This is a genomic window from Xenorhabdus sp. XBWT (assembly GCF_059072735.1).
Map to the genome: position 1 here is coordinate 4,146,021 of NZ_CM180990.1, position 13,278 is coordinate 4,159,298.

A 13,278-nucleotide genomic window follows, 5' to 3' on the forward strand; every position below is an offset into this window, starting at 1 on the left:
AGACGGCTTCGAATCAAGAAGAGAATGCTATGAAGATAATTATTCTGGGGGCAGGCCAAGTTGGTGGAACATTAGCCGAGAATTTGGTTGATGAAAACAATGATATTACTGTCGTTGATACCGATACAGATCGTTTGCGCCAATTACAGGATAAATTCGATCTCAGAGTTGTAAATGGTCATGGCTCCCATCCCAGAGTATTAAGGGAAGCAGGGGCTGAGGACGCTGATATGCTGGTAGCTGTCACAAACTCAGATGAAACCAATATGATCGCATGTCAAATTGCTTACTCTTTATTTAATACACCCAATAAAGTCGCTAGGATACGGTCGTCAGAGTATATTCGAGAATCAGAAAAGTTGTTTCAGCCTGATGATATTCCTATTGATTATCTAATATCTCCTGAGCAATTGGTAATTGACTATATCTATAAATTGATTCAATACCCTGGTGCATTACAAGTCGTTAATTTTGCAGAAGATCGTGTCAGTATTGTGGCAGTCAAGGCCTATTATGGCGGCTCTTTAGTTGGTAATGCTTTATCATCACTCCGAGAGCATATGCCACATATTGATAGCAAAGTTGCCGCAATATTTCGTCAAGACCACCCAATCAGGCCACAAGGTTCGACAATTATTGAAGCAGGAGATGAAGTATTCTTTGTTGCAGCATCACAACATATCAGGGCTGTAATGAGTGAATTGCAACGACTTGAAAAACCGTATAAGCGCATAATGATAGTTGGTGGAGGCAATGTTGGAGCTGGCTTAGCCTTACGGCTTGAGCAGGATTATAGTGTCAAGCTAATTGAGCACAACCAAGAAAGGGCTATAGAACTAGCAGAAATATTGCACAATACCATTGTGTTTTATGGGGATGCTTCAGACCAAGAATTACTCGCTGAAGAACACATTGAACAAGTTGATGTTTTTATTGCATTAACAAATGACGATGAAGCCAATATTATGTCAGCCATGCTTGCAAAACGAATGGGAGCCAAAAAAGCAATGGTTCTTATTCAACGTAGTGCATATGTCGATTTAGTACAAGGTGGGGTCATTGATATTGCTATTTCCCCGCAGCAAGCTACGGTATCAGCATTACTTGGTCATGTTCGTAAAGCGGATATTGTCAGTGTGTTTTCATTAAGGCGAGGAGTCGCTGAAGCTATCGAAGCGATAGCTCACGGTGACGAACATACATCAAAAGTAGTTGGGCGTAAGATAAGGGATATCAAACTACCATCTGGAACAACAATTGGTGCGATTGTCCGTAGTGAAGAAGTCATTATTGCCAATGATTACAGTATCATTCAACAAGGTGACCATGTAATTATGTTTATTACTGATAAAAAATTCGTTCCTGAAGTGGAAAAACTTTTCCAGCCTAGCCCTTTCTTCCTTTAAAAATATCCACGTTAAACATAGTTTACTTAATAAGTTAGAAGGCCAATGATAACAACTTGAGAAAATTATTATCATTGGCCTCCCAACCACCGCTTTTGCCATGTTTAGCGTTGCGGCTATAACTTCCTTTACCTTTCTTATTTTTTTCTACTCTCTGTCTAAATAAAGGATCGTGCAGGAGAGCTTCTATAGCGTTATCTTTAATAATGCCTTTTCTATGGCGATATGTTGTCATAATAGCCTCTAAAAGTAATTGATTAATAAAATTATTAAGTTGTTCAGATCGTTAACTGATCATAAACAGCCAAATTGTACTCTCAGCATACAGAATAATAAAGAAAAATTATTTATTCGTTGCTCCCTCTTCTAAAATCTCCAATATCGAACAATATGTGCTGACATGCGTACTACCACAGCACGCGTCACTCAGCATTTTCAGAGAATCACGCATTTTTTGCATTTCCAACAGTTTTTTTTCAATTTCCTGCAATCTTGAATCAACGATTTGTTTCGATTCTTGACATGTGTGGTGTTCGGGATCTACTCTGATTGACAATAATTCCATAATTGCTTCCAGTGTGAAACCCAATTGTTTTGCATAACGGATAAAACGCAATCTCTGTAAGTCTTGTTCCGTATAAAGTCTATAACCTCCCTCTGTTCTTTCTCCATGGAGCATTAAGCCCTGCTTTTCATAAAAGCGGATAGTATCAGGTGTAACACTTGTTAATTTAGCCAACTGACCAATACGATACATATGAGATATCTCCATCGAATAGAAAGTAAGAACAATACTATCAGAATAGATTAAGAGATCACTCGTACAGGATAAATTTGCAGATTATTCAATGAAAAATAAGATGAAGATTATGTAGGAAGAAAATTAAAGAGCAGTAAAAAACCGGGATAATACCCGGTCTTTTACGCTTCTACAGATTACTCTGCAGATGCTGCTTCTGTCTGAGACTCAGCTGCGCGGTCAACAAGCTCGATGTATGCCATCGGTGCATTGTCACCAGCACGGAAGCCACACTTCAAAATACGAGTGTAACCACCAGCGCGGCTCGCAAAACGCGGACCCAGTTCATTAAACAGTTTTGCCACGATCTCGTTATCACGAGTACGGGCGAATGCCAGACGACGATTAGCTACGCTGTCGGTCTTGGCAAGAGTAATCAGCGGCTCAACGACGCGACGCAGTTCTTTCGCTTTAGGCAGAGTCGTCTTGATGATTTCATGACGAACCAAAGAACCTGCCATGTTGCGGAACATAGCTTGGCGATGGCTGCTGTTGCGGTTCAATTGACGACCACTCTTACGATGGCGCATGACCTTATCCTTCTCAGTAAAACCTTAACCTGTGATCTAGTTATTCATCAGCAATACTTGCCGGTGGCCAGTTTTCCAGACGCATGCCCAGAGAAAGTCCCCGTGAAGCCAGTACGTCTTTAATCTCAGTAAGAGATTTTTTACCCAAGTTAGGTGTCTTAAGTAACTCAACTTCGGTACGCTGTACCAGATCACCGATGTAGTGGATAGCTTCTGCTTTAAGGCAGTTAGCAGAGCGGACAGTCAATTCCAGATCGTCAACAGGGCGCAGCAGGATCGGATCAAACTCTGGCTTCTCTTCTTTAACTTCCGGTTGACGTACATCACGTAAATCAACAAAAGCTTCCAGTTGTTCAGCCAGAATGGTAGCTGCACGGCGAATCGCCTCTTCAGGATCGATTGTACCGTTAGTCTCCATCTCGATAACCAGCTTATCCAAGTCAGTACGCTGTTCTACACGAGCTGCTTCAACATTGTAGGCAATACGCTCTACTGGGCTATAGCAAGCATCTACTAACAAACGACCGATAGGACGCTCATCTTCTTCCGAATGAATTCGGGCAGAAGCCGGCACATAACCTCGACCGCGCTGAACTTTAATACGCATGCTAATGGAAGCGCTTTCGTCAGTCAGATGGCAGATTACGTGCTGCGGCTTGACGATTTCGACATCACCATCATGGATGATGTCGGCTGCAGTCACAGGGCCAATGCCAGATTTATTCAAGGTAAGGATAACTTCATCTTTACCCTGAACTTTCACCGCCAGCCCTTTCAGATTGAGGAGAATCTCCAGGATATCTTCCTGTACACCTTCTTTGGTGCTGTACTCATGCAGTACACCATCAATCTCAACCTCAGTCACCGCACAACCCGGCATAGACGAAAGCAGAATACGGCGCAGTGCGTTGCCAAGAGTATGGCCAAAGCCACGCTCTAATGGCTCAAGGGTCACCTTGGCGTGCGTCGAACTGACTTGCTCGATATCTACCAGGCGCGGTTTTAGAAACTCTGTCACAGAACCCTGCATTGTGTCCTCTCTTTGGTGCTAAGCTTTACTTAGAGTAAAGCTCGACGATCAGGTGTTCGTTAATGTCAGCGGATAGATCAGTACGCTCAGGAATACGCTTGAACATACCTTCCATCTTCGCAGCATCAACTTCCAACCAAGTTGGTTTCTCACGCTGCTCAGCCAGCTCTAAGGCTGCTTTAATGCGAGCCTGCTTCTTCGCTTTTTCACGAACGCTGACTACGTCATTCGGGGATACCTGATAAGAAGCGATGTTAACAACGCGACCATTTACCATGATAGCCTTATGGCTTACCATTTGACGTGATTCAGCACGAGTCGCGCCAAAGCCCATACGATAAACGACGTTATCCAAGCGACTTTCCAGCAAATTCAGCAGGTTTTCACCTGTGTTGCCTTTCAGACGAGTCGCTTCTTTATAATAGTTACGGAATTGACGTTCCAGAACACCGTAAATACGACGAACTTTTTGTTTCTCACGTAACTGTACACCATAGTCAGACAGACGCGGTTTGCGTGCGCCATGCTGTCCTGGTGCTTGTTCTAATTTACACTTGGTGTCAATCGCGCGAACGCCAGACTTCAGGAAAAGGTCTGTACCCTCGCGACGGCTCAGCTTGAGCTTAGGACCCAAATATCTTGCCATTTTCTTTCTCCAACAATCCTAAAAACGAAAACGTATTAAACGCGACGTTTTTTCGGTGGGCGACAACCGTTATGAGGAATCGGAGTCACATCAGTAATATTAGTGATGCGGAAACCAGCCGCATTTAATGCGCGGATAGTCGACTCACGGCCAGGACCAGGTCCTTTAACCATAACTTCCAGGTTCTTAATTCCGTATTCTTTTACTGCTTCAGCACAGCGTTCTGCTGCAACCTGAGCCGCGAACGGAGTAGATTTACGAGAACCACGGAAACCGGAACCACCGGCAGTTGCCCAACCCAGCGCATTACCCTGACGATCAGTAATAGTAACGATGGTGTTGTTGAAAGAAGCATGGATATGAGCCACACCGTCAGAGACTTGTTTTCTTACACGCTTACGTGCACGAATAGGTGCTTTTGCCATTATTCAATACCCCGATTATTTCTTGATCGGTTTACGCGGACCCTTACGGGTACGTGCATTGGTCTTAGTACGCTGACCGCGAACTGGCAGACCACGACGATGACGCAAACCACGATAGCAACCAAGATCCATCAGACGTTTGATACTCAGGGTTACTTCACGACGCAAATCACCTTCTACAACGTATTTAGCAACTTCGTCACGCAGCTTGTCAATTTGCTCTTCAGACAGCTCACTGATCTTAACATTTTCAGCAATACCTGTTGCTTCACAGATAGCCTGTGAACGGGTTTTGCCGATACCGTAAATCGAGGTTAACGCGATTACGGTATGTTTCTGATCAGGAATGTTAATGCCTGCTATACGGGCCACTATGCACTCCTACAATATTTATTCACCGCAACACCATTCTGAAAAGCCCGTTTTCAGGATACTCAAATAATGTTGCTGTCAGATAAAAAGATTGGCTGGCTAATTTAGCCAGCTCAACCCAACTTTGCAAGAAAAATATGCGATTAATTAGCCTTGGCGCTGTTTATGCTTAGGCTCTGCACTGCAAATTACACGAACGATACCGTTACGTTTAACTATTTTGCAGTTGCGGCATAATTTCTTGACGGAAGCACGAACTTTCATTTTTACTCTCCGTAACTTCTCAAGCAAACCATTAGCGGTTATATCCTTTCAGGTTTGCCTTCTTCAATGCAGACTCATACTGACTCGACATCATTAGAGTTTGCACTTGAGCCATAAAGTCCATGATAACGACAACTACAATCAGTAGGGAAGTACCACCAAAATAGAATGGAACTTTCATCGCGTCACGCATGAACTCCGGGATTAAGCAGATAAAAGTAATATATAACGCACCAACTAAGGTTAGACGAGTCATTACTTTATCGATATACCTAGCCGTTTGCTCTCCCGGACGAATTCCTGGTACGAATGCACCGGACTTCTTCAGGTTATCTGCTGTTTCTCTTGGATTGAATACCAAAGCCGTATAGAAGAAACAGAAGAAGATGATTGCAGATGCGTATAATAACACATAAAGCGGTTGACCTGGCTGCAAATACATAGAAATAGTTGTCAACCAGTTCCAGCCTGTACCTCCACCAAACCAAGAGGCTATGGTACCAGGGAACAAAATAATACTGGAAGCAAAAATTGCGGGGATAACCCCAGCCATATTCACTTTCAACGGTAAATGCGTACTTTGCGCCGCGAAAACTTTACGACCTTGTTGACGTTTAGCATAGTTAACAACGATACGACGTTGACCACGCTCCATGAAAACAACGAAGAAAGTCACGGCAAACACTAATACTGCAACCAACAGCAACAGGAGGAAGTGCAGATCGCCTTGCCGAGCTTGCTCGATGGTGTGACCAATTGCAGGCGGTAAACCCGCAACGATACCAGCAAAGATTATGATTGAAATACCGTTTCCGATACCTCGTTCAGTAATCTGCTCACCTAGCCACATCAAGAACATAGTTCCTGTGACCAGACTTACAACAGCCGTGAAATAGAATGCAAAACCAGGATTAATAACTAACCCTTGCATTCCAGGCATATTCGGCAACCCAGTAGCAATACCGATTGACTGGAATATTGCCAGCACTAATGTGCCATAACGGGTGTACTGACTAATCTTACGACGACCAGCTTCCCCTTCCTTCTTAATCTCTGCTAAACGAGGATTAACAACGGTTAGCAACTGGATAATGATAGATGCAGAAATATACGGCATTATACCCAGTGCAAAGATAGAAGCACGGCTTAAAGCACCACCAGAGAACATATTAAACATTTCAATGATGGTGCCTCTTTGCTGCTCGAGCAATTTGGCAAGCACAGCGGCATCAATACCAGGGATTGGAATAAAAGAACCAATACGGAAAACAATTAGAGCGCCAATGACAAACAAAAGTCTGCGTTTTAACTCGCCTAATCCGCCTTTGGCACTTTGAAAATCTAATCCTGGTTGTTTAGCCATCTGTTACTTATTCCTCAATTTTACCGCCAGCAGCTTCAATTGCAGCGCGGGCGCCTTTAGTAACACGCAAGCCACGCACAGTTACTGCACGATTAACTTCGCCAGAAAGCATTATTTTAGCGAATTCAATTTGAGGGCCAATAATGTTAGCAGCTTTCAGTGCATTCAGATCGATTACATCGCCTTCAACATGAGCAAAATCAGACAGACGAATTTCTGCAGTGATCATTGCCTTACGTGAAGTGAAACCAAATTTTGGCAAACGACGATACAAAGGCATCTGACCGCCTTCGAAACCGCGACGAACGCCACCGCCAGAACGAGACTTCTGACCTTTGTGACCACGACCGCCAGTTTTACCCAGACCAGAGCCGATACCACGACCTACACGTTTAGACGCGTGCTTGGCACCTTCAGCCGGAGACAGAGTATTTAAGCGCATCTGTTACTCCTCAACTTTAACCATATAGGAAACCAAGTTGACCATACCGCGAATAGCTGGTGTATCTTCACGTTCAACAGTATGACCAATGCGACGCAGACCTAAGCCAGTCAGAGTTGCCTTGTGTTTAGGCAAACGACCAATTGAGCTGCGAACTTGAGTGATTTTAATAGTCTTAGCCATGGTCATTACCCCAGAATTTCTTCGACGGATTTGCCACGCTTAGCTGCGACCATTTCTGGAGACTTCATGCTGTCCAAAGCGTCCAGAGTTGCACGAACCACGTTGATCGGGTTAGTGGAACCGTAGGTTTTAGCCAGAACGTTACGAACTCCAGCCACTTCCAGAACAGCACGCATCGCACCACCGGCGATGATACCTGTACCTTCGTGAGCAGGCTGCATGAACACGCGAGAACCGGTGTGAGAGCCTTTCACTGGGTGGTATAAAGTGCCGCTGTTAAGTGCGACGATTTTCATATTGCGACGTGCTTTTTCCATCGCTTTCTGGATTGCTGCCGGAACTTCGCGTGCTTTACCGTAGCCAAAACCAACGCGACCGTTACCATCACCAACTACAGTTAGTGCGGTAAAGCTGAAAATACGGCCACCTTTAACGGTTTTAGATACGCGGTTTACCGCGATCAGCTTTTCCTGCAGTTCGCCAGCTTGTTTTTCGATGTGAGCCATCTTACACCTCTACCTTAGAACTGAAGGCCAGCTTCACGGGCAGCATCTGCCAGTGCCTGGACTCTACCATGATATTGGAAACCAGAACGGTCAAAGGATACATTCATGATACCTTTTTCCAGAGCACGTTCAGCAACAATTTTACCAACTACTGCTGCGGCTTCTTTGTTTCCAGTAAATTTCAGTTGTTCACTGATAGCTTTTTCTGTTGTAGAAGCGGCCACCAGAGTTTCAGAACCATTTGGTGCGATAACCTGCGCATAAATATGGCGAGGGGTACGATGTACCACCAGGCGAGTTGCACCCAGTTCCTGGAGCTTGCGGCGTGCGCGGGTCGCACGACGGATACGAGCTGCTTTCTTATCCATAGTGTTACCTTACTTCTTCTTAGCCTCTTTGGTACGCACGACTTCATCGGCGTAACGAACACCCTTGCCTTTATATGGCTCAGGACGACGATAGGCACGCAGATCTGCCGCAACTTGACCAATCACCTGCTTATCGGCACCTTTCAGTACGATTTCAGTTTGTGATGGGCATTCCGCAGTGATGCCTACTGGCAGTTGATGCTCGACCGGATGCGAGAAGCCTAAAGACAAGCTAACTGCGTTGCCTTTAACTGCTGCACGGTAACCAACACCCACCAGTTGAAGCTTCTTAGTGAAACCTTCGTTAACACCGATAACCATTGCATTCAGCAGAGAACGAGTTGTACCTGCCTGAGCCCAAGCATCTGCAAAGCCTTCGCGTGGAGCGAAAGTCAGTTGGTTATCCGCATGTGTAACTTCAACTGCGTTGTGGATTTCACGACTTAATTCGCCGTTTTTACCCTTAATCGAAATAACCTGACCGTTGAGTTTAACCTCTACGCCGGCAGGAATGACGACGGGTGCTTTTGCAACACGAGACATTCTTTCCTCCCGAATTAAGCTACGTAGCAGAGAATCTCGCCACCAAGACCAGCTTGGCGAGCTGCACGATCAGTCATAACACCTTTAGAGGTAGAAACAACAGCGATACCCAAACCAGCCATAACTTGTGGCAGCTCATCTTTTTTCTTATAGATGCGCAGACTTGGGCGGCTTACACGCTGGATGCTTTCTACAACAGCCTTACCTTGGAAGTATTTCAGTGTCACTTCCAGTTCTGGCTTGATGTCGCCTTCGATTTTAAAATCTTCAATATAACCTTCTTCCTTCAGCACGTTGGCAATCGCCACTTTCAGCTTGGAGGAAGGCATGGTGACCGCAACTTTATTCGCGGCCTGACCGTTACGGATACGGGTCAGCATATCCGCGATCGGATCTTGCATGCTCATCTGTCTTTACTCCCGTGATTCAATTGGTGACAATTACCAGCTAGCCTTTTTAAGGCCCGGAATTTCACCGCGCATAGCGGCTTCACGGACTTTAATACGGCTCAACCCAAACTTCCGCAAAAATGCATGCGGACGCCCAGTCTGACGGCAGCGGTTACGCTGGCGGCAAGGGCTGGAATCACGTGGCAGTGTTTGCAGCTTGAGAACAGCATTCCAACGGTCTTCATCGGATGCGTTTACATCAGAGATGATCGCTTTCAGTTCAACGCGTTTTGCGAAGAATTTCTCAGCTAATTTCGCACGTTTTACATCACGCGCTTTCATTGATTGCTTAGCCATGAGTACCCTGCCTTACTTGCGGAACGGGAAGTTAAACGCAGCCAACAGTGCGCGGCCTTCATCATCAGATTTCGCAGTAGTGGTGATAGTAATATCCAAACCACGTACACGATCCACTTTATCGTAATCGATTTCAGGGAAGATGATTTGCTCACGAACACCCATGCTGTAATTACCACGACCATCGAAGGATTTAGCGGACAAACCACGGAAGTCACGAATACGTGGTACAGCAATAGAAATCAGGCGCTCAAAGAACTCCCACATGCGTTTTCCACGCAGGGTTACTTTACAGCCGATTGGATAGCCCTGACGGATTTTGAAGCCTGCAACTGATTTGCGAGCTTTGGTGATCAAAGGTTTCTGACCAGTGATTGCTGTTAAGTCAGCTGCTGCGTTATCCAGCAGTTTTTTGTCAGCGATCGATTCACCAACACCCATGTTCAGGGTGATCTTCTCGACCCGAGGGACTTGCATGACAGAATGGTAACCAAACTGAGTCATCAGTTTCTGGACTACCTCGTCTTTGTAGTAATCATGCAGTTTCGCCATCGTATACTCCAAATTACTTGATAGTTTCGTTATTAGATTTGAAGAAACGTACTTTTTTGCCGTCTTCGAATCTAAAACCTACACGGTCAGCCTTGCCGGTTGCTGTGTTAAAGATTGCAACATTGGAAACATTAATAGCTGCTTCTTTTTCAACGATGCCACCTGGTTGGTTCAGAGCCGGAACTGGCTTCTGATGTTTCTTAACCAAGTTGATACCTTCAACAAGAACTTTACCAGAAGAAAGAACCTGTTTTACTTTACCGCGCTTACCTTTGTCTTTACCGGTCAGCACGATAATTTCGTCATCACGACGGATTTTCGCTGCCATTGCCTGCTCCTTAGAGTACTTCAGGTGCCAGAGAGATAATTTTCATGAACTTTTCATTACGCAGTTCACGAGTTACCGGCCCAAAAATACGCGTACCGATAACTTGCTCACTATTGTTGTTCAACAATACACAAGCGTTGCTATCGAAGCGAATGACAGAACCGTCCGGGCGACGAACACCCTTCTTGGTGCGCACCACTACCGCTTTCAGGACATCACCTTTTTTCACTTTGCCACGAGGAATTGCTTCCTTGATAGTGATTTTAATGATGTCACCGACATGTGCGTAGCGACGGTGCGAGCCACCTAGAACCTTGATACACATTACGCGACGTGCACCGGAGTTGTCGGCCACGTTCAGCATAGTCTGTTCTTGGATCATTTTAGTGCTCCGCTAAATGTCAACTACTACTGAGCCACTTTATTTTTAAAGAGGCCGTTTCAATATCCCATACTACGAGGGCGCGGCATTATAACACCACATCTTCGCGATGGACAGAAAAATAAACGGCCCCGTTATTTTTTGAGCCGTTTATTTTATACGATACAGCGATCTATTATAGAACCGCTTTTTCTACAACGCGAACTAAAGTCCAAGATTTAGTCTTAGACAGTGGACGGGTTTCGCGGATTTCCACTACATCACCAATTCCACATTCATTGTTCTCGTCATGTACGTGCAGTTTGGTCGTACGCTTGATGAATTTACCATACAGTGGATGTTTCACCTTACGTTCAATAGCAACAACAATGGATTTTTCCATTTTATCGCTTACAACACGACCTTGCAGAGTACGGATTTTATCGGTCATTACGCACCCGCCTTCTCAGTCAGTAAAGTCTTAACACGTGCAATATTACGACGCACTTGTTTCAACAGGTGAGACTGTTGCAGCTGGCCACTTGCCGCCTGCATACGCAGATTAAATTGTTCACGTAACAGGTTCAGCAGCTCAGTGTTCAGCTCTTCAACGCTTTTTTCGCGCAGCTCTTGTGCTTTCATTACATCACCGTCTTAGTAACAAAGGTGGTTTTGATAGGCAGTTTCGCTGCTGCCAGCTTGAATGCTTCACGAGCCAGCTCTTCAGGCACACCGTCCATTTCATACAGAACTTTACCGGGCTGGATCAAGGCAACCCAATATTCTACGTTACCTTTACCTTTACCCATACGCACTTCGAGTGGCTTTTCGGTGATAGGCTTGTCTGGGAATACACGGATCCAGATTTTACCTTGACGCTTAATTGCACGGGTCATAGCACGACGTGCCGCTTCGATCTGACGAGCAGTCAGACGACCACGGCCCACAGCTTTCAGACCGAAAGTGCCGAAGCTAACATCCGCACCTGCAGCCAGACCACGGTTACGGCCTTTGTGCACTTTGCGGAATTTTGTACGCTTTGGTTGTAACATCAGCGACTCTCCTTACTTGCGGCCTTTACGCTGCTGCTTTTTAGGTTGAGCAGCCGGTTTTTCCGCCTGTTCAACTGCAGCCATACCACCCAGAATCTCACCTTTGAAGATCCATACCTTAACGCCGATTACACCATAGGTGGTGTGCGCCTCAGAAGTATTGTAGTCGATGTCTGCACGCAGAGTGTGCAGAGGTACACGACCTTCACGATACCATTCAGTACGCGCGATTTCAGCACCGCCCAGACGGCCACTGACTTCCACTTTTATACCTTTAGCGCCCAGACGCATCGCGTTCTGTACAGCACGTTTCATCGCACGGCGGAACATAACACGACGTTCCAACTGTGAAGTGATGCTGTCAGCAACCAATTTTGCGTCCAGTTCAGGTTTACGCACTTCGGCAATATTAATCTGCGCAGGAACGCCAGCGATATCCGCTACAGCCTTACGCAGTTTTTCAACGTCTTCACCTTTTTTACCGATTACAATACCCGGGCGAGCAGTGTGAATAGTCACACGGATGCTTTTCGCAGGACGTTCGATAACAATACGTGAAATAGATGCTTTAACCAGTTCTTTATTCAAGTACTGGCGAACTTTAAAGTCGCTGTCTAGGTTGTCAGCGAATTCTTTGGTATTCGCATACCAGGTAGAGTTCCAAGGTTTGACAATCCCCAGACGAATACCATTAGGATGTACTTTCTGACCCATTGCTAGTCTCCAGAGTCTCAGCGATCGGACACAACCACAGTAATGTGGCTGGTGCGCTTCAGGATACGATCTGCACGGCCTTTGGCACGAGGCATAATACGCTTCATGGTCGGGCCTTCGTCTACGAAAATCTTCGCGACTTTCAGATCATCGATGTCAGCGCCATCGTTGTGTTCTGCGTTAGCAATAGCAGACTCGAGTACTTTCTTCACTAAACCAGCAGCTTTCTTGTTGGTATAGGTCAGAGTTTCCAGAGCTTGCGACACTTTCTTACCGCGGATCAGGTCAGCCACGAGACGAACCTTCTGAGCAGAAGAACGAGCGTGGCGATGTTTAGCGATAGTTTCCATCTCTTCCTCCTACCTTAGCGCTTTTTAGCCTTTTTATCGGCCGCATGGCCGCGATAAGTACGGGTCGGCGCGAATTCACCCAGTTTATGACCAACCATTTCGTCGGAAACAAAAACTGGAACATGCTGACGACCATTATGGACAGCGATGGTCAAACCGATCATGTTAGGAAAGATCGTTGAACGACGGGACCAAGTCTTAATAGGCTTTTTGTCTCCGCTTTCCACCGCTTTCTCTACCTTCTTCAGCAAGTGCAGGTCAATAAATGGACCTTTCTTGAGAGAACGTGGCATGGTTT

General features: G+C 45.6%; 26 protein-coding genes. 1 reads left to right on the top strand and 25 read right to left on the bottom strand.

What is annotated here, in order from left to right:
- The first annotated feature begins 29 nt into the window (after positions 1-29).
- A complete protein-coding gene (gene trkA / locus AC5JQI_RS18165) occupies positions 30-1,406 on the top strand; it encodes a Trk system potassium transporter TrkA (RefSeq protein WP_237387663.1) in 1,377 nt (458 codons plus the stop codon).
- Between the two features lie 34 nt (positions 1,407-1,440).
- Here the strand turns inward: trkA and AC5JQI_RS18170 are convergent, their stop codons facing one another.
- The 25 genes from AC5JQI_RS18170 to rpsS form a co-directional block, all read right to left on the bottom strand.
- Positions 1,441-1,641, bottom strand: a complete 201-nt coding sequence (locus AC5JQI_RS18170; RefSeq protein ID WP_323855496.1) for an alternative ribosome-rescue factor A — start codon at positions 1,639-1,641, stop codon at positions 1,441-1,443.
- Positions 1,642-1,749: 108 nt separating this feature from the next.
- Positions 1,750-2,163: a Zn(2+)-responsive transcriptional regulator gene (zntR, locus tag AC5JQI_RS18175; RefSeq protein WP_237387665.1), complete on the bottom strand. Its 414-nt coding sequence runs from the start codon at positions 2,161-2,163 to the stop codon at positions 1,750-1,752.
- A gap of 179 nt (positions 2,164-2,342) precedes the next feature.
- Complete coding sequence (gene rplQ / locus AC5JQI_RS18180) at positions 2,343-2,735, bottom strand: 50S ribosomal protein L17 (RefSeq protein WP_010847501.1); 393 nt, start codon at positions 2,733-2,735, stop codon at positions 2,343-2,345.
- 40 nt (positions 2,736-2,775) lie between these two features.
- Positions 2,776-3,765 (bottom strand): DNA-directed RNA polymerase subunit alpha, encoded by a 990-nt coding sequence (locus AC5JQI_RS18185; RefSeq protein WP_038269634.1) that lies wholly within the window; start codon positions 3,763-3,765, stop codon positions 2,776-2,778.
- Between the two features lie 25 nt (positions 3,766-3,790).
- Entirely contained in the window at positions 3,791-4,411 is a 621-nt protein-coding gene (rpsD, locus tag AC5JQI_RS18190; RefSeq protein WP_069317323.1) for a 30S ribosomal protein S4, read from the bottom strand.
- 35 nt (positions 4,412-4,446) lie between these two features.
- Positions 4,447-4,836 (bottom strand): 30S ribosomal protein S11, encoded by a 390-nt coding sequence (gene rpsK / locus AC5JQI_RS18195; protein ID WP_002919257.1) that lies wholly within the window; start codon positions 4,834-4,836, stop codon positions 4,447-4,449.
- A gap of 15 nt (positions 4,837-4,851) precedes the next feature.
- On the bottom strand, positions 4,852-5,208 hold the full coding sequence (gene rpsM, locus AC5JQI_RS18200; RefSeq protein ID WP_237387666.1) for a 30S ribosomal protein S13: 357 nt from the start codon (positions 5,206-5,208) through the stop codon (positions 4,852-4,854).
- 147 nt (positions 5,209-5,355) lie between these two features.
- The gene (gene rpmJ / locus AC5JQI_RS18205) at positions 5,356-5,472 is read right to left on the bottom strand and encodes a 50S ribosomal protein L36 (protein WP_012768118.1); all 117 of its coding nucleotides are present in this window, start codon (positions 5,470-5,472) and stop codon (positions 5,356-5,358) included.
- A gap of 31 nt (positions 5,473-5,503) precedes the next feature.
- Positions 5,504-6,835, bottom strand: coding sequence for a preprotein translocase subunit SecY (gene secY / locus AC5JQI_RS18210; protein WP_010847496.1), 1,332 nt, complete (start codon positions 6,833-6,835; stop codon positions 5,504-5,506).
- A gap of 7 nt (positions 6,836-6,842) precedes the next feature.
- Complete coding sequence (gene rplO, locus AC5JQI_RS18215) at positions 6,843-7,277, bottom strand: 50S ribosomal protein L15 (protein WP_237387667.1); 435 nt, start codon at positions 7,275-7,277, stop codon at positions 6,843-6,845.
- Between the two features lie 3 nt (positions 7,278-7,280).
- The gene (gene rpmD / locus AC5JQI_RS18220) at positions 7,281-7,460 is read right to left on the bottom strand and encodes a 50S ribosomal protein L30 (RefSeq protein ID WP_045968059.1); all 180 of its coding nucleotides are present in this window, start codon (positions 7,458-7,460) and stop codon (positions 7,281-7,283) included.
- Between the two features lie 5 nt (positions 7,461-7,465).
- Positions 7,466-7,966, bottom strand: coding sequence for a 30S ribosomal protein S5 (gene rpsE, locus AC5JQI_RS18225; RefSeq protein ID WP_092553277.1), 501 nt, complete (start codon positions 7,964-7,966; stop codon positions 7,466-7,468).
- Positions 7,967-7,980: 14 nt separating this feature from the next.
- Positions 7,981-8,334, bottom strand: coding sequence for a 50S ribosomal protein L18 (gene rplR / locus AC5JQI_RS18230; protein ID WP_092553280.1), 354 nt, complete (start codon positions 8,332-8,334; stop codon positions 7,981-7,983).
- Positions 8,335-8,343: 9 nt separating this feature from the next.
- Positions 8,344-8,877, bottom strand: coding sequence for a 50S ribosomal protein L6 (gene rplF, locus AC5JQI_RS18235; protein WP_237387668.1), 534 nt, complete (start codon positions 8,875-8,877; stop codon positions 8,344-8,346).
- A 14-nt stretch (positions 8,878-8,891) separates the two neighbouring features.
- On the bottom strand, positions 8,892-9,284 hold the full coding sequence (rpsH, locus tag AC5JQI_RS18240; protein ID WP_069317328.1) for a 30S ribosomal protein S8: 393 nt from the start codon (positions 9,282-9,284) through the stop codon (positions 8,892-8,894).
- Positions 9,285-9,317: 33 nt separating this feature from the next.
- Entirely contained in the window at positions 9,318-9,623 is a 306-nt protein-coding gene (rpsN, locus tag AC5JQI_RS18245) for a 30S ribosomal protein S14 (protein ID WP_010847489.1), read from the bottom strand.
- Positions 9,624-9,635: 12 nt separating this feature from the next.
- A complete protein-coding gene (gene rplE / locus AC5JQI_RS18250) occupies positions 9,636-10,175 on the bottom strand; it encodes a 50S ribosomal protein L5 (protein WP_493913181.1) in 540 nt (179 codons plus the stop codon).
- A gap of 13 nt (positions 10,176-10,188) precedes the next feature.
- Positions 10,189-10,503, bottom strand: coding sequence for a 50S ribosomal protein L24 (rplX, locus tag AC5JQI_RS18255; RefSeq protein WP_237387670.1), 315 nt, complete (start codon positions 10,501-10,503; stop codon positions 10,189-10,191).
- Positions 10,504-10,513: 10 nt separating this feature from the next.
- Entirely contained in the window at positions 10,514-10,885 is a 372-nt protein-coding gene (gene rplN / locus AC5JQI_RS18260) for a 50S ribosomal protein L14 (protein WP_010847486.1), read from the bottom strand.
- A gap of 175 nt (positions 10,886-11,060) precedes the next feature.
- Entirely contained in the window at positions 11,061-11,315 is a 255-nt protein-coding gene (gene rpsQ, locus AC5JQI_RS18265) for a 30S ribosomal protein S17 (protein WP_010847485.1), read from the bottom strand.
- Entirely contained in the window at positions 11,315-11,506 is a 192-nt protein-coding gene (rpmC, locus tag AC5JQI_RS18270) for a 50S ribosomal protein L29 (RefSeq protein WP_010847484.1), read from the bottom strand. The genes rpsQ and rpmC overlap by 1 nt, the downstream gene beginning before the upstream one ends.
- A complete protein-coding gene (gene rplP / locus AC5JQI_RS18275; protein ID WP_012990491.1) occupies positions 11,506-11,916 on the bottom strand; it encodes a 50S ribosomal protein L16 in 411 nt (136 codons plus the stop codon). Before rplP ends, rpmC begins: the two co-directional genes overlap by 1 nt.
- A 12-nt stretch (positions 11,917-11,928) precedes the next feature.
- Positions 11,929-12,630, bottom strand: coding sequence for a 30S ribosomal protein S3 (rpsC, locus tag AC5JQI_RS18280; RefSeq protein WP_092553295.1), 702 nt, complete (start codon positions 12,628-12,630; stop codon positions 11,929-11,931).
- A 17-nt stretch (positions 12,631-12,647) separates the two neighbouring features.
- A complete protein-coding gene (rplV, locus tag AC5JQI_RS18285; protein WP_038240485.1) occupies positions 12,648-12,980 on the bottom strand; it encodes a 50S ribosomal protein L22 in 333 nt (110 codons plus the stop codon).
- Between the two features lie 14 nt (positions 12,981-12,994).
- A complete protein-coding gene (gene rpsS, locus AC5JQI_RS18290; protein WP_011148791.1) occupies positions 12,995-13,273 on the bottom strand; it encodes a 30S ribosomal protein S19 in 279 nt (92 codons plus the stop codon).
- Positions 13,274-13,278 lie beyond the last annotated feature (5 nt).